The 23,097-nt window shown below is 43.3% G+C and carries 22 protein-coding genes and 1 pseudogene; 5 read left to right on the top strand and 18 right to left on the bottom strand.

Going from position 1 to position 23,097, the window contains the following annotated elements; all coding sequences use genetic code 11:
• Nucleotide 1: 1 nt before the first annotated feature.
• The 7 genes from nusB to K5Q29_RS08895 all read right to left on the bottom strand — a co-directional run bounded on the left by nusB (nt 2) and on the right by K5Q29_RS08895 (nt 6,971).
• Complete coding sequence (gene nusB / locus K5Q29_RS08925; RefSeq protein ID WP_105139080.1) at nt 2–421, bottom strand: transcription antitermination factor NusB; 420 nt, start codon at nt 419–421, stop codon at nt 2–4.
• Nucleotides 411–803, bottom strand: a complete 393-nt coding sequence (locus tag K5Q29_RS08920; RefSeq protein ID WP_002942446.1) for an Asp23/Gls24 family envelope stress response protein — start codon at nt 801–803, stop codon at nt 411–413. Before K5Q29_RS08920 ends, nusB begins: the two co-directional genes overlap by 11 nt.
• A 27-nt stretch (nt 804–830) precedes the next feature.
• Entirely contained in the window at nt 831–1,388 is a 558-nt protein-coding gene (gene efp / locus K5Q29_RS08915; RefSeq protein WP_002942436.1) for an elongation factor P, read from the bottom strand.
• A 63-nt stretch (nt 1,389–1,451) separates the two neighbouring features.
• Nucleotides 1,452–2,513, bottom strand: coding sequence for a Xaa-Pro peptidase family protein (locus tag K5Q29_RS08910; RefSeq protein ID WP_105139079.1), 1,062 nt, complete (start codon nt 2,511–2,513; stop codon nt 1,452–1,454).
• 126 nt (nt 2,514–2,639) lie between these two features.
• Nucleotides 2,640–2,987, bottom strand: coding sequence for a hypothetical protein (locus tag K5Q29_RS08905; RefSeq protein ID WP_105139078.1), 348 nt, complete (start codon nt 2,985–2,987; stop codon nt 2,640–2,642).
• Nucleotides 2,988–3,001: 14 nt separating this feature from the next.
• Nucleotides 3,002–4,048: a hypothetical protein gene (locus K5Q29_RS08900; RefSeq protein ID WP_105139077.1), complete on the bottom strand. Its 1,047-nt coding sequence runs from the start codon at nt 4,046–4,048 to the stop codon at nt 3,002–3,004.
• 64 nt (nt 4,049–4,112) lie between these two features.
• A complete protein-coding gene (locus K5Q29_RS08895; RefSeq protein WP_105139076.1) occupies nt 4,113–6,971 on the bottom strand; it encodes a G5 domain-containing protein in 2,859 nt (952 codons plus the stop codon).
• Between the two features lie 139 nt (nt 6,972–7,110).
• Between K5Q29_RS08895 and K5Q29_RS08890 the strand changes: the two genes are divergently transcribed.
• Entirely contained in the window at nt 7,111–7,284 is a 174-nt protein-coding gene (locus tag K5Q29_RS08890; RefSeq protein ID WP_172045875.1) for a YlcI/YnfO family protein, read from the top strand.
• Nucleotides 7,285–7,309: 25 nt separating this feature from the next.
• Here the strand turns inward: K5Q29_RS08890 and uvrA are convergent, their stop codons facing one another.
• Entirely contained in the window at nt 7,310–10,135 is a 2,826-nt protein-coding gene (gene uvrA / locus K5Q29_RS08885) for an excinuclease ABC subunit UvrA (RefSeq protein ID WP_105139083.1), read from the bottom strand.
• 286 nt (nt 10,136–10,421) lie between these two features.
• Here uvrA and K5Q29_RS08880 point away from each other — a divergent pair, with 286 nt between their 5' ends.
• A complete protein-coding gene (locus tag K5Q29_RS08880; protein WP_002939248.1) occupies nt 10,422–11,366 on the top strand; it encodes a magnesium transporter CorA family protein in 945 nt (314 codons plus the stop codon).
• 15 nt (nt 11,367–11,381) lie between these two features.
• Nucleotides 11,382–12,038 (top strand): DUF1129 domain-containing protein, encoded by a 657-nt coding sequence (locus tag K5Q29_RS08875; protein ID WP_105139075.1) that lies wholly within the window; start codon nt 11,382–11,384, stop codon nt 12,036–12,038.
• Nucleotides 12,039–12,323: 285 nt separating this feature from the next.
• Here the strand turns inward: K5Q29_RS08875 and rpsR are convergent, their stop codons facing one another.
• From rpsR to K5Q29_RS08830, 9 genes and pseudogenes are all read right to left on the bottom strand, one after another.
• Nucleotides 12,324–12,563: a 30S ribosomal protein S18 gene (gene rpsR, locus K5Q29_RS08870; protein ID WP_002939250.1), complete on the bottom strand. Its 240-nt coding sequence runs from the start codon at nt 12,561–12,563 to the stop codon at nt 12,324–12,326.
• Between the two features lie 32 nt (nt 12,564–12,595).
• Complete coding sequence (locus tag K5Q29_RS08865) at nt 12,596–13,090, bottom strand: single-stranded DNA-binding protein (RefSeq protein ID WP_002942409.1); 495 nt, start codon at nt 13,088–13,090, stop codon at nt 12,596–12,598.
• Nucleotides 13,091–13,101: 11 nt separating this feature from the next.
• Complete coding sequence (gene rpsF, locus K5Q29_RS08860) at nt 13,102–13,392, bottom strand: 30S ribosomal protein S6 (RefSeq protein ID WP_002942403.1); 291 nt, start codon at nt 13,390–13,392, stop codon at nt 13,102–13,104.
• A 171-nt stretch (nt 13,393–13,563) separates the two neighbouring features.
• Nucleotides 13,564–14,553: a lipoate--protein ligase gene (locus K5Q29_RS08855; protein WP_014736331.1), complete on the bottom strand. Its 990-nt coding sequence runs from the start codon at nt 14,551–14,553 to the stop codon at nt 13,564–13,566.
• Between the two features lie 76 nt (nt 14,554–14,629).
• Nucleotides 14,630–16,075, bottom strand: a complete 1,446-nt coding sequence (locus K5Q29_RS08850; protein ID WP_105139074.1) for a 6-phospho-beta-glucosidase — start codon at nt 16,073–16,075, stop codon at nt 14,630–14,632.
• Nucleotides 16,076–16,089: 14 nt separating this feature from the next.
• A pseudogene (locus tag K5Q29_RS08845) lies at nt 16,090–16,672 on the bottom strand (histidine phosphatase family protein).
• An 11-nt stretch (nt 16,673–16,683) separates the two neighbouring features.
• Nucleotides 16,684–17,283, bottom strand: coding sequence for a histidine phosphatase family protein (locus K5Q29_RS08840; protein ID WP_105139073.1), 600 nt, complete (start codon nt 17,281–17,283; stop codon nt 16,684–16,686).
• A gap of 8 nt (nt 17,284–17,291) precedes the next feature.
• Nucleotides 17,292–18,770, bottom strand: a complete 1,479-nt coding sequence (locus K5Q29_RS08835; RefSeq protein ID WP_105139072.1) for a 6-phospho-beta-glucosidase — start codon at nt 18,768–18,770, stop codon at nt 17,292–17,294.
• Between the two features lie 63 nt (nt 18,771–18,833).
• Nucleotides 18,834–20,318, bottom strand: a complete 1,485-nt coding sequence (locus tag K5Q29_RS08830; protein WP_105139071.1) for a family 1 glycosylhydrolase — start codon at nt 20,316–20,318, stop codon at nt 18,834–18,836.
• Nucleotides 20,319–20,428: 110 nt separating this feature from the next.
• On the opposite strand from K5Q29_RS08830, the gene K5Q29_RS08825 reads away from it, so the two are divergent.
• Together K5Q29_RS08825 and K5Q29_RS08820 are read left to right on the top strand one after the other, a co-directional pair.
• Nucleotides 20,429–21,343: an AraC family transcriptional regulator gene (locus tag K5Q29_RS08825; RefSeq protein ID WP_105139070.1), complete on the top strand. Its 915-nt coding sequence runs from the start codon at nt 20,429–20,431 to the stop codon at nt 21,341–21,343.
• A gap of 249 nt (nt 21,344–21,592) precedes the next feature.
• The gene (locus K5Q29_RS08820) at nt 21,593–21,922 is read left to right on the top strand and encodes a putative quinol monooxygenase (RefSeq protein WP_239515219.1); all 330 of its coding nucleotides are present in this window, start codon (nt 21,593–21,595) and stop codon (nt 21,920–21,922) included.
• Nucleotides 21,923–22,004: 82 nt separating this feature from the next.
• On the opposite strand, the gene K5Q29_RS08815 is transcribed toward K5Q29_RS08820, so the two are convergent.
• On the bottom strand, nt 22,005–22,994 hold the full coding sequence (locus K5Q29_RS08815; protein WP_105139068.1) for a nucleoside hydrolase-like domain-containing protein: 990 nt from the start codon (nt 22,992–22,994) through the stop codon (nt 22,005–22,007).
• Nucleotides 22,995–23,097 lie beyond the last annotated feature (103 nt).

The following is a 23,097-nucleotide window of genomic DNA, read 5'->3' as shown; positions in this document are numbered from 1 at the left end:
ATCAGGCTTCTTCTTTAATAAACTGGCTCAAAACTCCATTGACAAACTTAGCTGAAGATTCATCAGAAAATTCTTTAGCCAATTCAATAGCCTCGTTAACAGCAACACGGGCTGGCGTTTCTTCGAAATGTAAGATTTCAAATAGGCCTAGTCGCATGATATTCTTGTCAATCAAGGTTAAACGGTCTAAGGTCCATCCTGCTTTTAATCGGCTAGATAACTCCTTATCCAAGTCATCACGATAGTCTGCTACACCATTGACAAGGTTAAGGAGAAAGAGCGGAATTTCAACTCCTTCTTGCTCTTCCTCTCTATCATAAAGATAAGAAAACTGAGCTGCCTGAACAGGTTCTTGACCAAATTCAAGTGATACGATTGCCTGCAAAGCGCACTTACGCAGGGCATGTCTGTTATTCTTCATCAAGGAAATCCTCTCCGAATAAATCTTTCAATGCTGGTTTTGGTGTTTTATCAGGAACAATGCCGCTGACATGGATATTAACCGCAGCCACTTGAACTTCTGCATAGTTGTAAACTGCTGTCTTGACTGCACGCTGAATGTCCATTGATACGGCAGGAACATTTACACCATATTCTAGATAGACGTAAATATCCGCAGTCACTCGACCTTCCTCGTCAGTTTCAAGATAAACACCTTTATTTAACGATGTTTTTGACCAACTGTCTGCTACACGCTTATTTTGAAGGGAATGTACTCCATCAACTTTCGCTGCAGCAATGCCTGTAATTACTTCAAGGACGCGAGGTGCGATAACAATCTCGCCTTGATATTCTGTTGTCATAGGCTCTCCTTTCTTAAGAGGAAACGATTAAGCACGTGATACGTAAGTTCCTTCAGCTGTGTTGATAACGAGTTTTTGACCTGCTTCGATAAAGTCTGGTACGTTGACGACAAGACCTGTTTCCATCGTAGCTGGTTTACCTGAACCTGTAACAGTCGCACCTTTGATAGATGGTTGTGTTTCTGCAACGACCAATTCAACAGTTGTTGGTACAGTAACACCAATCACTTCTGTTCCGTAGAACTGGATCTTCACATCGGAATTCTCCAAGATATAGAGCAATTCTTCTTTGATAGTCGCTACTGGAATTTCATACTGATCGTAAGTCTCAGTATTCATGAAATAAGCTGTGTCATCCATTTGGTAAAGGTACTGTGCTGGAACTGTTTCGATAATAGCTTGTTCAAATTTTTCATCTGGACGGTAAGTTGTATCGAAGGTTGAACCTGTACGTACATCACGCAATTTCATACGCATGATGGTGTTTCCTTTACCTGGTTTGTGGTGGCTCGCATCCAAAACTTTAATCAATTTACCCTCAGCTTCGAAGGTCATACCTGCTCTAAGTTTACTTGCTTCAATCATTGTATTGAATACCTCTTCAAATTTTATTTATTCGTTTTATTCTACCACAAACTGTCAAATTTCTCAAATGACAATCAATTCCTTGGGAGCTAATGTCAAGACTTCACAACCGTTTTCCGTAATCAATAGGTCATCTTCGATACGGACACCATATTTGTCATCCAAATAGATACCAGGCTCATCCGTCAAGACCATACCTGCCTTGATAGTCTCGTCAGATTTTCCAAAATACGGATATTCATGAATATCCAAGCCGATACCGTGACCGATGCCGTGTGTAAAGTTGGCTCCGTAACCCGCCGCATTGATAATCTCACGCGGAATAGCGTCAAACTCGCGGTAGGTGACGCCTTCTTTGGCCTGCTCAATTAAAGCCTTATTGGCACGCAAGACCACATCGTAAATCTCACGCTCTTGATCTGTCACATGACCGATATGGATGGTCCGTGTCATATCGCTGACATAATGCTGGTAATAGCAACCAAAATCCAGCGTCAAGGTCTCACCAGTTTGGATAACCTTTTCAGACGCTCTTCCATGAGGCATAGCAGAGCGGTAGCCAGATGCCACGATGAACTCAAATGATGCCCCTTCTGCACCGAGTTGACGCATGCGGTGGTCAAGGAAATGATTGACGTCCATCTCAGTCGTCTGACCTGGTTTGATAAAGTCAAGAACATCAATAAAAGCCTGGTCCGAAATTTGACAAGCACGACGAATGGTCGCAATTTCCTTCTCATCCTTAATCATGCGCAAGTCTTCGATAAAGTTGGACATAGCAACCAGTTGGTAGCCCTCAAAAATGCTAGTCAGACTTTGATAGAAACCATAGGTCACCTCGCTATCAAAACCAATGGTTTCAAGTCCATCTTCCTTAATCACCTTAGCAATTTCTTCAAGAGCAAAACGGCTGTCAATAATATCAAAACCTTTTACTGATGCCTTGGCTATCAAAGTATAACGCGAATCAGTCACAAACAAGCGACGCTTGCCACTGATGAAGACAGTCGCCTCTGTTCCCCAAAAACCAGTTAGGTAGTAAATATTGTTTTGACCAGTCACCAAGATTCCATCAACAGTTGATTGAGCTAATTTTGCTTCGAATTTTTCAAGTCTTTTTTGCATCCTATTCCTCCAATGATTTTTTAACTATTATAGCAGAAATGCGGACAAATACCAATTCTTTCTAGCAGATAGAGAAAAAAGCCGCAGAGGCGACTTTTTCATACTAACCGCAGAGAATAGCGTTCTTTAATTTTTTGTGAATTCCGCGTTTCTCAGTGTTGAATCAGTAGTGTCTAATGTTAGGACCCCATCAACAATTTCATAATCCACGGTCGAATTATCATTTTCTGCTGTTAGAGTTTTTCTCTCCTGATCAACAGTCAGGCCTTGTTCTTTAGACTGGGTTTGACCATCTTCCCCTTTTTCTTCAAAAGTAAGGGTTCCAGTATTATTTTCAATTTTGATAATTACTGTGTAAGTAGTACCGTCTTCTTCCCTTGAATAGGTATAGGTTCCATTATCATTTTTAGCACCGCAAGCAACCAAAATACATAAAGTAAGACTGATAAAAATACATGTTATAAACTTTTTCATTGCCTTCTCCATAATTATCGAATTTTATACTCAACGAAGTCTCGAATACGCTCTGAAGTATATGATGTTCGTGCCACTTTTTGCCCTTTTTCATTGACTATTAGTTCATATATTCCTTGACCATCATAAACATAATAGACTTCTTTTTCATTTTCACGTTGCAATACATAAGCGTACTTGATATTCGTTATTTCTTGGTTATCTTCTGTATAATAGCCCGTCAAACTATTAGGATCAACGATTTTATATGATTTTTGAAGATAGGAAATATCTGAACTATCGAGTCTCATCGCTTGAACAAATTCATTAAATGATTCAAATTTGTAAGATTCCTTATCACTATTTATTGAATCCGAATATTGTTTGATTTGATAATAGGTATACTGGATTGCCGAACTAGCTTTATTTTTCTTTTCTAATATAACTGCATTTTCTGGATGTTCAGAATCACCATACTTGACTGTTCCATCCACAAGCATCACTTTACCATGAGGCAGTTCCACATATTTACTCCCTCCTGTTGTAAAATATGGTAAAATCTCACCATTTTCATCAACATATTGCTGATACAACCGTCTTGGTTCAGATAATTCCAACTGTCCATAAGACATGGTAGCTACTCCTGAGCTAAGACGGGCAGTTTTCCTGATAATATCAAACTCTCCCTTATCATTTACATATAAGGTTCCTCCTCCATTTTGAATTTCATCTATCTGTTGTGATTCAGTGTAGGCAGTGTAGTAACCATCTTTCGTAATTTCAATTTCAAACTTAACTTCCCAGATTCGCCCATCAACTTCCTGCTTCTGTGTTATTTGATAAACTCCAACATACGCTTGAAGAGCCTTTTTAACATTCTCCTCCACTACCAGATCATCAGGTAGCGGAGAATAGTCAGCTGGCGTCACTTTCTCACTCTTCGTTGTACTTGAACTTTCAGTTACCTTTTGTGTACTACTGGAGGTTTCATGATTCACTTGACTAGTCTGTTCCGTCTGACCACAAGCTACTAGACTTAAAGTTGATGTTGCTAACAACAATTTTAATAGATACTTTTTCATATTATCCCCTATAATTTAATATTAATCATACAATTTCGACAGTTTATTTATTAAGCATGTTCTTCTACGGTTTCGGCTGGATGAGCTCCAACATAGCCACGGTCACACCGTTGCGGAAGGTGCTTTCAATAGCCTTGTCGCTGAGTCCGATGCCGACTGCCACCTGGAGGTTATTCAGGTCCTTCATCATGACAGCCTTGTGGCCTGCAGAACGCATCCACGTGCTGAAGAGGGTGTTAGCGATGTAAACTTCGTTGCTTGCTTTGCTTGCGCTTAGAGCCGTCCCCAGCTGGTCGGAATTTTCTCCACGCCAGCCTTGCTGTGCACGTTGCTCTTGTGTATAAACAGTTGGAAAATATGTTCCGTTCGGACGATAGTGTGCCCCTTTCTCTTCTCCTTGATAACGTAAGCTACCGTGGTCAGCCATTTCGTTAGCACGTTGCGTTGCTGCTGCCTGTACCACTGAGTCTATACCTCCATAGCTGACAGATGATAATCCCTCAGCTAGGCGGGCTTGATTCAGCAGTCGAACAAATTCATCATTCAACTTTTGAAGATTGATAAGCATCTCGATCTTCTCGAAGGTCTCCTTGGTAGCCCCAGTCCGGATGCTATCTCCGGTCACACCGCCTTTCTTTGCGATAAAGGCGTCCTGCAGCTCCTCAGTAAGAGACATAAACTCGTCCAGTGTCAAGGTCTTCTTATCAAGCAAGTTAGTGCTTGCAGGTTTGGTACCGACCACAAGGACCTCGTTGACTGGTGCAGTCTCAGAGATGACCTCGCGGGCTTCGCTTATTTGACCAGTACGGTTATTGGTGACCCGTGTGATACGGACCTTACGCTCCCCGTTTACTCCCTGAACTTTGATTTTTGTTTCACCTTCTGGGAGATTCGAATCTTCTTCCTTGATTGAAGCATAGGCAAGCACTTCCGTTTCTGTCAGAATTTGACTCGTCTCTTCTTTCTTGGTGCCAACTTCTACTATACGCTTAATTGGCTGAATAACCTCTGGTTGACCCACCATTTCAGAGGCGACCTTGACGCCGTCCACATAGGTATCCTTATAGGTCTGTGTTTGCTGACCATCTACTCCTGCTACTAACTCACGACTTTCACCTTCAAATAAGCTATCCACCTGACGAGTTTCCGTAGTAAATGGAATGACACTTGTTTCTTGGCGAGTTTGGTAACGAACAACAGCCTTTGTACCGACTTCAATAACCTCATTCACTGGTTCGACACGCTCTTCTTTTACTAGTTCACGCGCCGTTTCATTGCCGTTTGTTTTAGTAATGCGGTAGGTTTGGGTTAGTGTTCCCTTTCTTCCTTTTGTAAGTGTACGAGTTTGACCTTTTTCCAAGTTTGGATTCTGATGAGTTTCAACAGTGTAGTCAAGCTCTGTTACCTTAGTTTCCTCTGTTGTCTCAACAACCGCCTTTGGCTTAGTGCCGTATTCAATGACTTGCGTAACTGGTTGAGCAACAACTTCGGTGCTAACCACTTCTTCACTAATGAGTACACCTGTAGAATCGTAGACTTTCTTTGTAAGGGTCTGGGTTTGTCCGTTAACTCCTGCTACCAGTACACGTTCGGAGCCTACTTCCAGATCCGCATTGGCACGGCGCTCTGTAGCAAATGAAATAGTTGCCAAGCTCTCGACAAGCTCTTCTCGATTTTTAGAAACCTCATCATTATAGGCAATTACTTCTGTAACAGGGGCAATTGTTTCAGTCGCAACGATCTCACGAGCGGTCTCTACATTATTGGTATAAATCACTTTAGTGGTGACTATTTCCTTTCCATCCACACCTTGTGTAAGAACCTTGCTTTCTCCAGCTGGCAAACTTGTATCTTTCACATAGCTAGTTTCATACTTGATAACCGTTACCTGTTTCTCTACATCTGTTCGAACTGTATCAACAGGTCGATCTGGTTCTGCTGGATTAGTTGGAAGTTCTGGACTAACAGGTTGCTCCTCACCAGGTGTAACAGGCGTTTCCGTATCCCCTGGTACAGCTGGTTTTTCCACTGGAGCTGGTATTTCTGGCTGGACTGGTTTCTCCGTTTCTGAAATAACCTTGTCTTCTGTACCGATAACCTGACCACCTCCTGTTTCTTCAACAGGTTTCTCTGCTGGCTTACTTTCTGCTGGGACTTCTTCAACCTTGTCTTCAGACGGGGTTGGTTCTGTCGGAGTGTCTGTTACCTTGTCCTCTGACGGAATTGGTTCTGTTGGGATGTCTGATTTGTTCTCATCTGCTGGTTGGGTTGATTGGACAGGTAGATTCTCAATTTCTTCTGCCTTATCTATTGAACCCGTAGGTAGTGCTGGACTTGTCTCACTGCTCTGCTTTTGCCCTTCCAAATAACCTACAAACTCATAACCTGCAATTGAAATCTTCCCATCTGGGAGTGCCGCCCCTACTGTCAAGGTTTGAGTTTGACCATACTGAGCCAGCTGGGCAACCGTCACGGCAGATACAGAGGTAAAGACTAGACTTCCTCCTACCAAGATCAAGGTCATTGCTGAGCGAACCAACCGTTGATTTTTCCGACCAACAGTTATACCCACCAGCAGCAAGCCTGCCCCAATAGCTCCGGCTAATACACTTGTGTTTGCCCCTGTTTGTGGCAAAATTGAAGACCCTGCTTTCCTATACACAAGATAGTAGGTCACATCTTCTGTCACTTGAGCTGGAAGCTCTGTAAAAATCGCCTTTTTCTCCGCCTCAGTCAATTCCTCAGTCGTTACATAATCATAACGAACCTCTGCAGTCTTAGTCTGTGCATGAACCGATAAACTTGTTAGTAAACCTACTCCTAATAGAGCAGATGCAGCTCCTAAGCCTGTAAATTTACGAATCCCATATCGTAAACGCTGTTTCTTTTCTTCTTGGATGCGCTGAGTTCTACAATAAACCATATAATTCTCCCTTTTATGAAATAGTCTTCAAAAATATTTTACTATTTTCTTTTGTGTAATTCCAATACAGTTTGTATTACATTTTGTAGTATTTATTATTGCTTCAATTCACTATACACTTGTGATAAGGAGCATGTAAATGGTATTTAAACTTAAATCTGATAAAAAAGAAACAGAAATCAAAACCATTCGATTTCCGTCAGAGTTGGTAGATAGAATCGAGGAAGCAATCGTCAAAAAGGATGTCAGTTTCTCCAGTTTTGTCATTCAGGCCTGTGACTATGCCTTGAATAATATGGATAAAGAGCAGTAAAAAAGAGCCGACGGCTCTTTTTTACTTACTTCAACTTCATTTTCAAATACTGTCCTGTAAAGCTGGCTGGATTTTGAGCCACTTCTTCTGGCGTTCCTGTCGCGACAACGGTACCACCACCGACACCGCCTTCTGGCCCCATGTCGATAATATGGTCAGCTGTCTTAATCACATCCAGATTGTGCTCGATGACAAGGACAGTATTGCCGTCATCGACAAATCGGGCCAAGACCTTGAGCAATTGAGCAATGTCCTCGGTGTGCAGGCCAGTCGTTGGCTCGTCCAAGATATAGAGGGACTTACCAGTCGACCGCTTGTGGAGTTCAGATGCCAATTTCATCCGCTGGGCTTCCCCACCTGACAGGGTTGTTGCAGGTTGTCCAAGAGTAACATAGCCCAAGCCCACATCTTGAATGGTGCGGAGCTTGCGTTCGATTTTTGGAATGTGTTTGAAGAACTCGACCGCATCATTAACCGTCATATCAAGGACCTGAGCGATATTTTTCTCCTTGTAGTGTACTTCCAAGGTTTCCGAGTTGTAGCGGTGCCCATGACAGACTTCACAAGGCACAAAGACATCTGGCAGGAAATGCATTTCAATCTTGATAATCCCGTCACCAGAGCAGGCTTCGCAACGACCACCTTTGACGTTAAAGGAGAATCGCCCCTTCTTGTAGCCACGGATTTTGGCTTCATTGGTCTGGGCAAAGAGGTCACGAATATCGTCAAAGACACCTGTGTAGGTGGCTGGGTTGGAACGTGGTGTCCGTCCAATAGGGCTTTGGTCAATATCAATCAGGCGGTCCAAGTGTTCAATTCCTGAAATGGACTTGAACTTGCCTGGCTTGTCCGAATTTCGATTGAGTTTCTGGGCGATAGCTTTTTTCAGAATGGAATTGACAAGGGTTGATTTACCAGAGCCAGATACCCCTGTCACCGCAACAAATTTTCCGAGTGGGAAACGAACCGTTACATCTTGCAGATTGTTTTCCTTGGCACCTGTTACCTCTAGGAAACGACCATTTCCAACACGGCGGTCTAGAGGAACAGGAATTTCACGTTTGCCAGATAGATACTGGCCTGTGATGGATTTCTTATTTTTAGCTACTTGGGCAGGCGTTCCAGAAGCCACGATTTCTCCACCAAAGACACCCGCACCTGGACCAATGTCAATCAACCAGTCCGCCTCACGCATAGTGTCCTCATCATGCTCCACCACGATCAAGGTATTGCCCAAATCACGCATTTTCTTAAGACTGGCAATCAGGCGGTCATTATCCCGCTGGTGCAAACCAATCGATGGCTCATCCAAGATGTAAAGAACACCAGACAGGTTAGAGCCAATCTGAGTCGCCAGGCGAATCCGCTGGCTTTCACCACCCGAAAGGGTTCCTGCAGCTCGTGAAAGGGTCAGATAGTTGAGACCAACGTTATTAAGGAAGGACAAACGATCCTTGATTTCCTTGACAATCGGTGTTGCAATAGTTGCTTCATTTTCAGACAAGGTCAGATTTTCAATGACTTCCAGATGATCCGCCACGGACAAGTCAGACAGCTGCCCGATATGAAGTCCCTGCTCGCCACCAACTTTAACAGAAAGAGCTTGGTCATTGAGGCGATAGCCGTGGCAGGTCCCACAGGTCAATTCATTCATATAAGTCTTCATGACCGTCCGCGTGTAATCACTATTGGTTTCACGGTAGCGGCGGTTAATATTGGTAATCAGGCCCTCAAATGGAATGTCGATGTCTCGGACTCCACCGAACTCATTTTCATAATGGAAATGGAATTCTTTTCCGTCAGAACCGTTGAAAATCAGGTTCTTCTCCTCTTCCGTCAATTCCTCAAAAGGCTTGTCCATGTCCACACCAAAGTGGTTCATAGCTTGCTCCAACATCTGAGGGTAGTAGTTGGAAGAGATTGGATTCCAAGGAGCCAAAGCACCCTCACGCAAGGTCTTGCTGGCATCTGGGACAATCAAATCCGTATCCACTTCCAGCTTCATGCCCAAACCGTCACAGTCGCTACAAGACCCAAAAGGAGCATTGAAAGAGAAGAGGCGAGGCTCCAACTCGGGCACCGTAAAGCCACAAACTGGGCAGGCATAGTACTCGGAGAAAAGCAATTCCTTCTCATCCATGGTATCGATGATGACATAACCGTCCGCAATCCGCAAGGCCGCCTCAATGGAGTCAAAAAGCCGCGAGCGAATGCCTTCTTTGATGACAATCCGATCGACCACGACCTCAATGTTGTGAGCCTTACTCTTGGACAACTCAGGCACTTCTGACACATCATAGACATCGCCATTGACACGGACCCGAACGTAGCCGTCCTTCTGCACTTTCTCAAAAATGGTCTTGTGCTGCCCCTTTTTCTTTCGCACAATCGGAGCTAAAATCTGCAAACGCTGGCGTTCTGGCAATTCCAAGACCTCATCAACGATTTGTTCCACCGAAGAAGCCGCAATTGCACCATGACCATTGATACAGTAAGGCACCCCGACCCGAGCATAAAGCAGGCGGAGATAGTCATTGATTTCCGTTGCCGTTCCAACCGTCGAACGCGGGTTACGCGAGGTTGTTTTTTGGTCTATGGAAATAGCAGGGCTGAGACCCTCTATGGAATCCACATCGGGCTTGTCCATGTTGCCCAAGAACTGACGAGCATAGGCAGACAAAGACTCTACATAACGGCGTTGACCTTCGGCATACAAGGTATCAAAAGCCAAACTCGACTTACCAGACCCCGACAAACCAGTCACCACCACCAACTTCTCACGCGGAATGGTCACATCAATATTTTTCAAATTATGGGCACGCGCCCCATGAATCACAATATTTTCTTGCATAACATGATATAAGTGCGTTAAGAAAGCAAGAAGAAAATAGGAAAATGTGACGCCACTTCGTGACAAAACATTTTGTCTTTTTCTCGACGCTTTTAGCACGCATTCAAATCCTTTCTTAAGAGGCTATAAGCTATGGTATACGGAACAAGGAAAAGTCCGTACAACTTATTCGCTTAAATGTCTACATATTATAACACATTTCTATATAAAACCTTTCCGAAACTGCACATTTTTTGGTATAATAGAGGTTGCGTTAACGCAACAAAGATAAAAGGAGGGCAAAGATATGAAACAAATTTTTCTATCAACCATGACTGATTTAGAAGAAATCCAAACCTTTGAACCAGGGGCTTGGATTAATTTGGTCAACCCCTCCCAGAGCGAGTCTATGGAAGTGGCTGAGCACTATAAAATTGACATCGCTGACCTGCGAGCACCGCTCGATGCGGAAGAATCCTCTCGTATCACTGTCGAAGATGACTATACGCTCATCCTGGTCGACGTCCCAATTCTTGAAGAACGAAACAACAAGACATATTATATTACTATTCCTTTGGGAATTATTCTAACAGATGATGCGATTATCACAACTTGTTTGGAACCATTGCCACTGTTTGAGCAGTTTATCCATCGTCGTCTACGGAATTTCTTCACTTTCATGAAGTCTCGTTTCGTTTTCCAAATTCTCTACCGCAATGCTCAACTCTACTTGTCAGCCCTACGGACCATTGACAGAAAGAGCGAAGAGATTGAGAAGCAACTCCATGAGGCCACTCGAAATGAAGAATTAATTGTACTCATGGAATTGGAAAAAACCATCGTCTACTTCAAGGCTTCCCTCAAAACCAATGAGCGTTTGGTCAAAAAACTTGCTAGTTCCTCACGTCTACTCCGTAAGTATGAAGAGGATGAGGATTTGCTTGAAGATACCTTGGTCGAAACCCAACAGGCCATTGAGATGGCAGACATCTATGGTTCCATCCTGAACTCTATGACCCATGCCTTTGCTTCTATCATTTCTAACAATCAGAATACCATCATGAAAACCTTGGCATTAGTGACAATCGTTCTCTCTATCCCAACCATGGTCTTCTCTGCATACGGTATGAACTTTAAGGATAACATCATTCCCTTTAACGATATTCCCTATGCTTTTTGGTGGATTATCCTCTTCGCATTTGCAATCAGCCTATCACTCACCTTCTACTTCATCCGTAAGAGATGGTTTTAACCTAAGGAGATTAACATGTCATTTACAGAAATCAACGGATTAACAAAAAAGAACCAAGAATTTATCCATATTGCGACCAACCAACTGATTAAAGATGGAAAGTCTGATAGCGAAATCAAAGAACTCTTGGAAGAAATTTTACCAACTATCATTGAAAAGCAAAAAACTGGCGTGACTGCCCGCAATCTCTATGGAGCACCAAGTGAGTGGGCTGCTAGTAAGACAATTTCTGAACAGGAAAAGAAAGACCAAGTGGAATACAATGAAAATCCATGGTTGATGTGGCTAGATTCTAGTCTTTTCATGCTTGCAATTATTGCTGGTATCAATGGTTTGATGAATCTTTTTGGCCAAGGTGCACAGTATGGGCTATTAACATTATTTGTCATCGGTTTCGGTGTTGGTGCAGGAATGTACTTGATGTACCATTTCGTTTACAGAGAACAAATTAAAACTGGGCAACGTCCTAAATTGCTGAAAGCTATCGCTTTTCTCGGACTTGCTACGCTGGCTTGGTCAGTCGTTTTCATTCTAGCAGCACTGATTCCAGTCGCATTTAACCCAGTTCTCCCTCCGCTTGTTACTATTCTTATCGGAGCTGCTGCTTTCGGTGCACGCTACCTCTTGAAAAAGAAATATAACATTCGCAATGCCATGTCCCCAGTTCAATAATAAAACAAAGCGATTGGAATATTCCAGTCGCTTTGTTTATCTATACAGTCCAGCTATCAAATCACCCGAGAACTTTATTCGATGTCACTTGTCTATGTACTCTGCTAAAATAGTCTATCCCCAGACCGTGCCTCGCTTTCTTACTTCTTGGCTCGGGTTGAAACAGTCCATTCAAGAACTTAATTCATTTTCTTAATTTCGAGCTCATGAAAAATGAACCATTCTGTTATTGCACTTTTCGCATTTCTAGAGCGCAAGAAAAAATCGCCACACAGGGCGATTTTTTTAATCTTCGTTTACGAATGGTAAAAGAGCCATAACGCGAGCACGTTTGATAGCTGTTGTTACTTTACGTTGGTTTTTAGCTGAAGTTCCAGTTACACGGCGTGGAAGGATTTTTCCACGTTCAGAAATGAAACGGCTAAGAAGCTCAGTATCTTTGTAATCAACATATTCAATTTTGTTAGCTGCGATATAGTCAACTTTTTTACGGCGTTTGAAACCGCCACGACGTTGTTGAGCCATGTGTGTTCTCCTTTATATTATTAGTTTCAGACCTAGAATGGTAGGTCATCGTCTGATATATCCATTGGATTGCTTGCTCCAAATGGACTTTCTTCTCGAGCGAAGTTTGGTGTAGATTGTGCAGGTGCTTGATAAGGTGAGTTATAGTCATTTCCTCCAGCAAACGAGTTGCCAGCTGAATAGCCTCCACCTTGACCTTCACGGGCAGTACGGCTTTCCAAGAGTTGGAAACTTTCTGCAACTACCTCAGTAACGTAGACACGTTGCCCTTGCTGATTGTCATAGCTACGAGTCTGGATACGACCAGTAACACCAATCAGAGCACCTTTCTTAGCCCAATTCGCCAAATTCTCAGCTTGTTGACGCCAAATGACTACGTTGATAAAGTCCGCTTCACGCTCACCGTTTTGATTTTTAAAATTGCGGTTAACCGCCAAAGTAAAAGTCGCAACAGCTTGATTAGACGGAGTATAACGAAGTTCTGCATCACGGGTCATACGACCAACCAATACTACATTATTAATCATACAACACCTTCTTACGCGTCAAGTTTGACAATCATGTGACGAAGAATGTCGCCGTTGATTTTTGACAAACGGTCAAACTCTTTAAGAGCTTCATCGTTGTTAGCTTCAACGTTAACGATGTGGTACAAACCTTCGCGGAAATCTTTGATTTCGTATGCAAGGCGACGTTTTTCCCATGCTTTTGATTCAACGATAGTTGCACCGTTGTCAGTCAAGATAGAGTCAAAGCGTGCTACCAAAGCGTTTTTAGCTTCTTCTTCAATGTTTGGACGAATAATATAAAGAATTTCGTATTTAGCCATTGATATGTTCCTCCTTTTGGTCTAATGACTCATGGTCTAGCCACGAGTAAGTGAGGGATACTCACAGAAAATAATTATACCATAATATAGAAAATGTGCAAGCGAAAACAGTTTTCCGAAAACATTTTCACAAAAAATAAAGACTGCCCAAACAAAGGGCAGCCCTATGGATTAAGCTACAATCGCTTTTGCTACTTCTTCTGTTGTCATGCGTGAGAAATAGTGTGTTGTGTCGATTTCTTGGAGTTTCGCTAGGACATCTGCGTATTCGTAGCGAGTACCTACCAGCAAATCTTCAATATCCGATACATCACCAATACCGAAGAAGTCTCCGTAAATCTTGATGGATTCGATGACGGATTTTTCAGCCTTGATGTAGGTTGTGATTTTACCAGCTGGGTAACGTACGCTACGCTCCACAGTGTATTCTGGTGTTTGACCGTAGGTCCAATCCCATGTCGCAAACTGGGTATCACGGATTTCTTGGATACGGGCCAAGTCGTCTTCTGACAAGACATACTCGTCCATGTCTGGATATTCTTGCTTCATCTGGTTGAGAATGGCGTCCTTGAACTCCAGAACGGTCATCTTCTCTGGCAATTCGTTGTTGATATTGGTCACGCGGGCACGGACTGACTTGACGCCCTTGGACTCAATCTTGTCCTTGCTGACCTTGAGGGCACTTGCCAGGACTGACATATCCACATCAAAAAGCAGGCAACCGTGGTGCATCATACGGCCTTTGGCATAGGCTTGAGCATTGCCACAGATTTTCTTACCGTCGATTTCCAGGTCATTACGGCCGGTGAAATTCGCCTCAACACCCAGTGTCGCAAGGGTATCAATCACAGGCTTGGAGAAGGTTTTGAAGTCAAAAGCTCCCTCGTCCGCCTTATTTGAAATAATAGTATAGTTGAGGTTGTTGAGGTCATGATAGACAGCGCCACCACCTGACAGACGGCGAACAACATGGATGCCCTTTTCGTCTGTGAATTCCTTGTTGATTTCTTCAATAGCATTCTGGTGCTTACCGATAATGATGGCAGGCTCATTGATCCAGAGAATAAAAATTTCGTCAATATCTGTTAATTCCTTGAAGGCATAGGCTTCGAGGGCGATGTTATAAGCTGGGTCATTGCTGTTGTTTACGATGTATTTCATGCAAAACTCCTTTATTGTTAACTAATTTTTATTATAGTGGAAACGATAACAAAAGACAAGTCCGAAGACCTGTCTCTCATGTTTTATCCACATCAGCTCCATTTGTAGCAATGACTTTCTTATACCAATCAAATGATTTTTTCTTAGAGCGTTTGAGAGTGCCATTTCCTTCATTGTCGCGGTCAACGTAGATGAAGCCGTAGCGTTTTTTCATTTCGCCCGTTCCAGCAGAAACTAGGTCAATGCAGCCCCAAGTGGTGTAGCCCAAGAGTTCAACACCATCTTCGACAATGGCGTCGCGCATAGCTAAGACGTGTTGACGGAGGTAGTCGATACGGTAATCATCTTCTACATAGCCATTTTCATCTGGCGTGTCAACTGCTCCCAGACCATTTTCTACCACAAAGAGTGGTTTTTGATAGCGATCCCAGATAGAGTTGAGGGTAATGCGGAAACCGAGCGGGTCAATCTGCCAGCCCCATTCCGATGCGTCTAGGTAAGGGTTTTTAATGGAAGCAAAGATATTGCCTGCTGTTTTTTCCTTCTCTGCTGGATCGCCAGATGCAACACGGCTAGAGTAGTAAGAGAAGGAAATGAAGTCCACCGTATGCTCTTTCAGGAGTGCTAGGTCTTCGTCGGTCATTTCAATCTCAATACCTGCACGTTCCCATTTCTTCTTGGCATAGTTTGGATAATAGCCACGCGCCTGAACATCGATGAAGAAATAATTTTCACGGTCTTCTTGCAGACCTTCCCAGACATCACGTGGGTGACAGGTGTGTGGGTAGTATTGACCTGCGGCCAACATACAACCAACCTTGTTTTCTGGGTCAATTTCATGGGCTAATTTTGTGGCAATGGCTGAGGCAACAAGCTCGTGGTGAGCAGCTTGGTATTTTACCTGCTCCACATTTTCGCCTTCTTCAAAGTAGAGACCAGTCCCCATAAATGGTGCATGGAGAATCATGTTGATTTCGTTGAAGGTCAGCCAATATTTGACCAAGCCCTTGTAGCGTGTGAAGAGGGTATGGCACAGGCGTTCATAAAATTCAAGCATCTTACGATTGCGCCAGCCGCCGTAGGTCTCAATCAAGTGCATTGGACAGTCAAAGTGGGTAATGGTCACAAGGGGCTCAATGCCGTACTTGTGGCATTCCTTGAACAAGTCTTCGTAGAATTGCAAGCCTTTTTCGTTAGGCTCTAGTTCATCTCCCTTAGGAAAAATACGAGACCAGGCGATGGATAGGCGATAGGTCTTAAAGCCCATTTCTCCAAAGAGAGCAATATCCTCCTTGAAATGGTGGTACATGTCAATAGACTCTTTGGCTGGGTAGAAATAACCGTCCTCAAAGTCAAACATCTTCTTACGTCCAGTGATAATGGCTCCTCGATCTTCACCAATTGGCACTACGTCAACATTGGCAAGTCCACGCCCGTCCACATCATAGGCCCCCTCACATTGGTTGGCAGCTGTTGCACCACCCCATAAAAATCCTTCTGGAAATACTTTTGTTACTGTCATTTTTTCTCCTTTTCCTAGCTCTGTTGTTGATAAAGAATCTCTCTGTTCACAGGGTCAACGACACTGACTAGGTCATACTTCCCATCTTCATAATCAAAGGACAATATAGCACAATTACGCATCCGAACTTGTGGATAATCTGTCAATACCTGCCTGAAAAATTGAGCTATGGCAGCTCCGTGACTGACCACTAAAACAGATTATGCCCCCAATGGTTTCGACCATTCGTTGTCGGGCATCTTGATAAGACTCTCCTCCAAAGGTGACAAAGTAATCACCGTAGCCAATATCTCCTTGGAGAGGAGGGTTAAGATATTCCTGTTGACCCTCGAAAGCTCCAAAATCCTGTTCTTTCAAGCCTTTCAAGCGAATATAGTCCAGCCTCCCTGTAACCAATTCAGCTGTATCACAGGCACGTTCTTGGGTTGAAGAATAGATTTTATCGAACTCAATCCCTTGCTCTTGAAAATACTGGTGAGCAGCTAGTGCTTGCTCTTTTCCCAAATCTGTCAAGGGAGAATCACAGGCCCCTTGAATCCGACCTTGTTGATTAAACCGAGTTTGTCCATGGCGCATTAAGTACAATTTTGTTGCCATTTTCCTCCTCCTTACAAATCAATCACTTGATTGAGGACAGGATTGATTACTTTGACTAAGCGAATCTGGTCCCCATCGTATTCTAACTGGCAAATGGCACAGTTGCTAAATCGGAAATCAGCTGGAAGTTCGATTTTGTGGTGCAACATAAAACCCCACATGGCTGCACCATGACTGACAGCCAACACCGTTTTTTCATCCTGTTCTGACACCGTCTCTTCTACCGTCTGAGCTACTCGTTGTCCGACTGTACGAATATCCTCACCTCCGAAAGGCACCAAGAGGTCTTCAAATGAATTGGCTCCTGGACGAAACTTGGGCAAAAGCATTTCAGGTTGTGCTTCGAAAATGCCGAAATCCATTTCTTTGAGCCCTTTTAATTGCTGGACATTCTCCTGACCTGACACAATCTTAGCAGTATCTGTCGCACGTTCCTGTGTGGAAGAATAGACTGCACCAAACTGGACGCCTTGCTCAGCAAAGTAATTCTTAGCCGCCTGTGCTTGCGCTCTGCCATTTTCCGTCAAAGGAGAATCGCAAACGCCCTGTACACGACCTTGGGTGTTAAAAAGTGTTTCCCCATGGCGCATCAAATAGATTATTTTTACCATAGAACCTCCTAGTCATTCAAAATGCTTGCTCCGTTACTTGCGATAAGGTCCTTATACCAGAAGAAAGAATCCTTCCGTGAACGGTCAAAGCTGCCATTTCCTTGGTCATCCGCATCTACATAAACAAAACCGTATCGTTTGGACATTTCTGATGTTGAAGCTGAAACCAAGTCCGTACAACCCCACCAGGTGTAACCCATGAGTTCTACCCCATCTTCGATGGCTTCATACATTTGTTCCACATGTTTGCGAAGGTAATCAATCCGATAATGATCGTGAATTGATCCATCCTTCTCAACCGTATCCAAGGCACCTAGGCCATTTTCCACAATGAAGAGTGGAACTTGGTAACGGTCGTAGAGTTTATTGAGTGTGAGACGGAGGCCGACAGGATCAATCTGCCAACCCCAATCGGAGGCTTCCAGATATGGATTGGCTTCGCCTAGAATCAAGTTTCCTGCTGTCGCTTTTTGCTCTGGCGTTTGATTATTTGGATGGCGGGTAACAGAGGTCATATAGTATGAGAAACTCATAAAATCCACGGGGTATTGTTTCAAAATCGCTTCATCGCCTGGTTCAAAGTGAATGGTAATATTATTTTCCTTGAAGAAACGCTTCATATAGCGTGGATATGCACCACGAACTTGTACGTCTGAATAGAAGAGATTGCTCTGATCTTTTTGAATGGCATACATCACATCATCAGGATGACAGGTTGCTGGATAGGCTTCCATACGGGCCAGCATACAACCAACCTTGTTTTCTGGATCAATCTCATGAGCAACTTTTGTTGCTAAACTAGAAGCGACAAACTGATGGTGGACTGCTTGGTACATTTCGTCCAAGTGCAACTGACCATCTTCAAATAGCAGGCCGCCTGATAAATAACCAGTCATACCAAGGATATTGATTTCATTGAAGGTTAACCAATACTTGACCTTGCCCTTGTAACGATTGAAAACTGTTTCTGCATAGCGAACGAAGAAGTCAATCACTTTGCGGTTCTTCCAGCCGCCATATTCCGTCACCAGATGAACTGGGAATTCATAATGCGAAAGGGTCACCAATGGTTCGATGCCGTATTTATTGAGTTCATCAAAGACCTTGTCGTAGAATGCCAAACCTTCTTCATTTGGCTCTAATTCATCACCTTTCGGGAAAATACGTGGCCAAGCAATTGAAAGTCGGAAGGTTTTAAAGTCCATCTCCGCATAGAGTGCAATATCTTCTTTATAACGATGGTAGAAATCTGACCCCCAGCGTTTAGGATAGAGCCCTTCCGTATCATTCATTGCAAATTCGAGCTTTTCTCGATTCATCGGAGTAGTGAACTCACTCCCCATCGATTTACGCTCCTCTGGTGAAACCGCACGGGATGTATCGGAAGTCGCAAAGCCACGCCCTCCTTCTCCGAATCCTCCCTCAAACTGATTGGCTGCTGTTGCACCTCCCCAAAGAAATCCTTTTGGAAATTGTTTTTTTGACATGATTTTTTCTCCTTTACAGGTTCATTTTTTAATTGAAAGAAAAACGGCACATCGCCGTCTTCCTTATTCCACATCTTCACCATTGCTGGCAATGACTTTCTTGTACCAGTAGAATGAATCTTTTGGTGTTCTGTCAAGTGTTCCATTTCCAGCATCATCCATATCAACGTAGATAAAGCCGTAGCGTTTCCGCATTTCACCTGTTCCTGCTGACACTAGGTCGATACAACCCCAAGTGGTGTAGGCAATCAAGTCTACGCCGTTGGCAATAGCATCTGCCATGGCATTAACATGGGCACGATGGTAGTCGATCCGGTAATCATCGTGGATAGCCCCATCTTCTTCCACCGTATCAAAGGCTCCCAAGCCATTTTCCACAACCATGAGTGGAATTTCATAGCGGTCGTACATTTTTTCAAGGTAGTATTGGAGTCCAGACGGATCATGTGCCCAACCCCAGTCTGAGTAAGTCAAGTAAGGGTTTTTGGCACCTGCAGAGAAGTTGCCTGATACTGTATCATCTGACTGGTGAGTGGTGACAACGTTTGACATATAGTAAGAGAAGGTGTACATATCGACTTTCCCTTTGGCCAGGACTTCTAGGTCATCCTCCGCCATTTCAACTACTACATTGTGTTCTGCCCAGAGGCGTTTGGCATAGGTGCCATATTTTCCTTTGGCCTGCACATCACCACAATAGTAGATGTTTTGCTCCCAAGCGTGTTGGTTGGCAAGAATGTCTGCTGGGTCACAGGTGCCTGGGTAGAAGGTGATACCACAAATCATGTTCCCAATTTTATTTTCTGGATCAATCTCATGCCCAATTTGAACAGCCTTGGCAGAGGCAACAAACTGGTGGTGGAGGCTTTGGTAAGCATCTTGGTAATCCTGGTCCGTCATATCATCACCAAAGAGGTCCAAGAACATGATGCCACCGTTGATTTCATTGAAGGTTAACCAGTATTTAACAAGCCCCTTGTATTCCTTGAAAATGGTTTCCGCATATTTGACATAGAAATCAACAAGCTTGCGGTTTTTCCAGCCACCGAAACGTTGTTCCAGGCTAAGCGGTGTATCAAAGTGCCAAATGGAAACCAGCGGCTCAATACCATACTTGCGGCATTCTTCAAAAACAGAACGGTAGAAATCAAGACCTGCTTGGTTTGGCTCTGCATCATCACCATTTGGGAAAATCCGTGCCCATGAAATGGACAAGCGGAAAACAGAGTAGCCCATTTCAGCGAAGAGTTTGATGTCTTCTTTATAGCGGTGGTAGAAATCCACAGCCTTGTGGTTTGGATAATAATGGTCTTCTAGGACGGCATAGGTTGCCCCTTCTGGCAGATGACCACCAGCATGACCCATAGAAGCATACTTGCCTGGCTTGCCGTCCTTGTCAATGTAGGTCGTATAGCGGGGGCTGTTGACAGAACCTCCTGTTGTAACGTCTGTCTGGACCAAACCACGTCCGTCTACATTATAGGCCCCTTCTGCCTGGTTGGCTGCAATAGCTCCTCCCCAGAGGAAATTTTTTGGAAATCGTGACATAAGCTTCTCCCTTATCTTTTTTCTGATAAATATAGTATAAACAGATTTGAAACCCTTTTCTTCTCAAATAATATGCTATAATGATACTATCCTACGAATTGGAGAATTGTATGCAACCACCATTGACGGATAATAACTTCAAACACGCAGTTGACTATGATAGTCAATTATTGCCTTACAAGTTTTATCACACCAGTGTCATGAACGGGATTCCTGATGTTCTTTTTCATTGGCATAATGAATTTGAAATCAACTATGTTTACGGAGGAACAGCTCGCTACCATATCGACTACGATTATTTCAATAGTCAGGCTGGTGATATTATCCTTATTCGGCCCAATGCTCCGCATTCCATTCACCCGATTGAACAGCGGGGACATGAAACGGATACTCTACTCTTTCATCTGGATATGCTGGGGGCTTCTCACTTGGACAAAACCAGCATGCTCTATCTCCAACCCCTGCAGACGGATGTCTTCAAGTGTGTTCCACGCATCCAAGCCCAAGACCCAGGCTATGCAGAAATCAGACAGTGCTTACTAACCATTTTCGAATTGGTCAGACACCAGCCACCCTACTTTGAACTACCACTCAAGAGTCGACTCTTTGACCTCTTCTACCTGCTCTACCGCCACCGCTACATTGTCCGAAAAAATACCGATGATATGTATCGGAAGAATGAAAAACTGCGGTTATTGATCGAGTACATCCAGCAACATTATGCGGACAACCTGACCATTGAAGAGCTGGCAGGCCGAATGGGTTATACAAAAACTCACTTTATGACAGTCTTCAAGCAACAAACTGGAACTTCCTGTATGGAATTTATCATCCAAGTCCGTCTGCGATCCGCAACCGAGCTCTTGACTAACACCCTCAAACCAGTCCTGGAAATCGCCACCGAAGTCGGCTTCAATAACCTGTCCAACTTCAACCGCCAGTTCAAGCAATACTACCACACCACCCCTAGCAACTACCGCAAGCAATTGCGGAAGAATAGGGCCTACACCAATTTTGATAAATAATAGAAAGGACTAGGGCCTCCGTATTTGGTTGAACTGAATACGGGCTACGGACTGGGCCAAAAAGATAAACGAGAACTGGACGCTTGCGTCGTCGTTCTGTTTCCTACGTCATTTAGTTTTTCTTTTATTACTTCGTTAATTCGCTTTGCCGTACTTCAGTACTGCCTACAGCTCATTGCCTAGTACTAAAAGTAAACTAAAAGACTCTATTTTGTCTGTGTCCGCATAACGCCCTTTATATCTTAGATTATGATCACCATGCATCTTTACTATACTGGACCAGCTGACAATGCGCGTGCGTTCGCTCAGGAAATGGAAGCTAGTGGCATTGCGGACCGCATTCGCCAACAGGCTGGCAACCTGCGTTACCAATACTTTGCTCCGCTCGACGATCCCCATTCCATCCTCTTGGTTGATAGTTGGACGGACCAAGCCGCTCTGGATATCCACTATGCTTCCCCTATGATGCAGGAAATCCTAGATCTACGGAGCAAGTACCAGCTGACTGTGACAGCAGAACGATATAGCAGTGATGAAGATGGAATTCCGGATAGAGACCGAAATTTTATAGAGAAGTAATGTCAATATCATACAAAACAACATCTGCCACTATTTCATAATAGCGACAGATGTTTTTTTGCTATTCAACTGTAATGACCACTCACTGGTAAGCTTTTAAAGGAACCTCTCCATTATCTTGCACTTCAATGATCATATGGAAAGTATCTCCTGATTTTGCATCTTTTGGAACTGTAAAAGAAACTTGATTTGTATCTGCATCAGTCAATTCAACCGGATCAACAACCTCATTTTCTCCCAATTCTCTATACAGACTGAGTTGCAAGTCACCTGCTTTTAGCAACTCCACATTTGGTACACTACTATTTTCAGTATAGGTATCTGCTTCAAAATAGCGCCACCATTTATATATAAGCTTATCTTCGTCAGGGTCATCTGCTTTCGCAGTCAGTTTGACTTCCTGTCCTACTTTCGCAGTCAACTGTGTTCCTTCATTTACTGAAACACTTGGAGTATGATTTGCTTTAGAATATTCTGTTGCTGTTCCCCATTTGATTCGTGCCGCAAAATCATTTTGAATATCATCAAACCAGCGTGTCAAGCTATACTCAGCCTCAAACCGTTTTGAATAAGGGTTGTAATCTAAAACTGTATTACGGAACAATTTATCTCCCTCAGAGCCAAAACGACCACCCCAGCCTCCATAGCTAGGATTATCAACACTGTTTAGTCCATTTTGCAAAAGATAAAAATATGACGGAGAGTCACCTTCAGAAATAAAATCATATCTTTCAAAATTTGGATTATTTTTTAGATATTCTTCTGAACCTCGTTGCTCTTCTGCTAATTCTCCTTCCAATACTTTTCCATCACCGATGGCCGCATACATACCCATCAAAGGGCCATTATCTGTTAGTATGTATTTTTTCTGCCAATCAGCTTTCAGAGTTGTATTAAGTTCGTCACTATGGTATTGCCATGCATAAGCAAAATGCCAAAAATTCGATTGGTCATTGATAATGGTTAAATCAGGCCATGATTTTGCAATGTAATTGCTGTAGCTATCATCTTGATCGAGAATAATATATAGCACCAATTTTTTATTGATTTTTCTACCATTTGTCAAGTTCATCAAGGTATTTGACGAAAAATATTTTGTGTCTCGTAATCCAAATAAGGAAATTATTTTATTTTTGACTAAAGTTTAGTGTAAAAAGTGTATACAAAAGCAACAC

This window comes from Streptococcus sp. 2018037, from assembly GCF_019754195.1.
In the GTDB taxonomy this organism is placed as follows: Bacteria; Bacillota; Bacilli; order Lactobacillales; family Streptococcaceae; genus Streptococcus; species Streptococcus hashimotonensis.
This window is presented reverse-complemented; position numbering and strand designations above follow the sequence as displayed.

Coding starts and splice junctions, on each gene's coding strand:
- efp (WP_002942436.1), bottom strand. CDS start 1,388: ATGATTGAAGCAAGTAAACTTAGAGCAGGTATGACCTTCGAAGCTGAG.
- K5Q29_RS08855 (WP_014736331.1), bottom strand. CDS start 14,553: ATGAAATACATCGTAAACAACAGCAATGACCCAGCTTATAACATCGCC.
- K5Q29_RS08905 (WP_105139078.1), bottom strand. CDS start 2,987: ATGAAAAAGTTTATAACATGTATTTTTATCAGTCTTACTTTATGTATT.
- K5Q29_RS08850 (WP_105139074.1), bottom strand. CDS start 16,075: ATGACAGTAACAAAAGTATTTCCAGAAGGATTTTTATGGGGTGGTGCA.
- rpsF (WP_002942403.1), bottom strand. CDS start 13,392: ATGGCTAAATACGAAATTCTTTATATTATTCGTCCAAACATTGAAGAA.
- K5Q29_RS08830 (WP_105139071.1), bottom strand. CDS start 20,318: ATGTCACGATTTCCAAAAAATTTCCTCTGGGGAGGAGCTATTGCAGCC.
- uvrA (WP_105139083.1), bottom strand. CDS start 10,135: ATGCAAGAAAATATTGTGATTCATGGGGCGCGTGCCCATAATTTGAAA.
- K5Q29_RS08900 (WP_105139077.1), bottom strand. CDS start 4,048: ATGAAAAAGTATCTATTAAAATTGTTGTTAGCAACATCAACTTTAAGT.
- K5Q29_RS08890 (WP_172045875.1), top strand. CDS start 7,111: ATGGTATTTAAACTTAAATCTGATAAAAAAGAAACAGAAATCAAAACC.
- rpsR (WP_002939250.1), bottom strand. CDS start 12,563: ATGGCTCAACAACGTCGTGGCGGTTTCAAACGCCGTAAAAAAGTTGAC.
- K5Q29_RS08875 (WP_105139075.1), top strand. CDS start 11,382: ATGTCATTTACAGAAATCAACGGATTAACAAAAAAGAACCAAGAATTT.
- nusB (WP_105139080.1), bottom strand. CDS start 421: ATGAAGAATAACAGACATGCCCTGCGTAAGTGCGCTTTGCAGGCAATC.
- K5Q29_RS08820 (WP_239515219.1), top strand. CDS start 21,593: ATGATCACCATGCATCTTTACTATACTGGACCAGCTGACAATGCGCGT.
- K5Q29_RS08910 (WP_105139079.1), bottom strand. CDS start 2,513: ATGCAAAAAAGACTTGAAAAATTCGAAGCAAAATTAGCTCAATCAACT.
- K5Q29_RS08835 (WP_105139072.1), bottom strand. CDS start 18,770: ATGTCAAAAAAACAATTTCCAAAAGGATTTCTTTGGGGAGGTGCAACA.
- K5Q29_RS08815 (WP_105139068.1), bottom strand. CDS start 22,994: ATGAACTTGACAAATGGTAGAAAAATCAATAAAAAATTGGTGCTATAT.
- K5Q29_RS08865 (WP_002942409.1), bottom strand. CDS start 13,090: ATGATTAATAATGTAGTATTGGTTGGTCGTATGACCCGTGATGCAGAA.
- K5Q29_RS08895 (WP_105139076.1), bottom strand. CDS start 6,971: ATGGTTTATTGTAGAACTCAGCGCATCCAAGAAGAAAAGAAACAGCGT.
- K5Q29_RS08920 (WP_002942446.1), bottom strand. CDS start 803: ATGACAACAGAATATCAAGGCGAGATTGTTATCGCACCTCGCGTCCTT.
- K5Q29_RS08880 (WP_002939248.1), top strand. CDS start 10,422: ATGAAACAAATTTTTCTATCAACCATGACTGATTTAGAAGAAATCCAA.
- K5Q29_RS08825 (WP_105139070.1), top strand. CDS start 20,429: ATGCAACCACCATTGACGGATAATAACTTCAAACACGCAGTTGACTAT.
- K5Q29_RS08840 (WP_105139073.1), bottom strand. CDS start 17,283: ATGGTAAAAATAATCTATTTGATGCGCCATGGGGAAACACTTTTTAAC.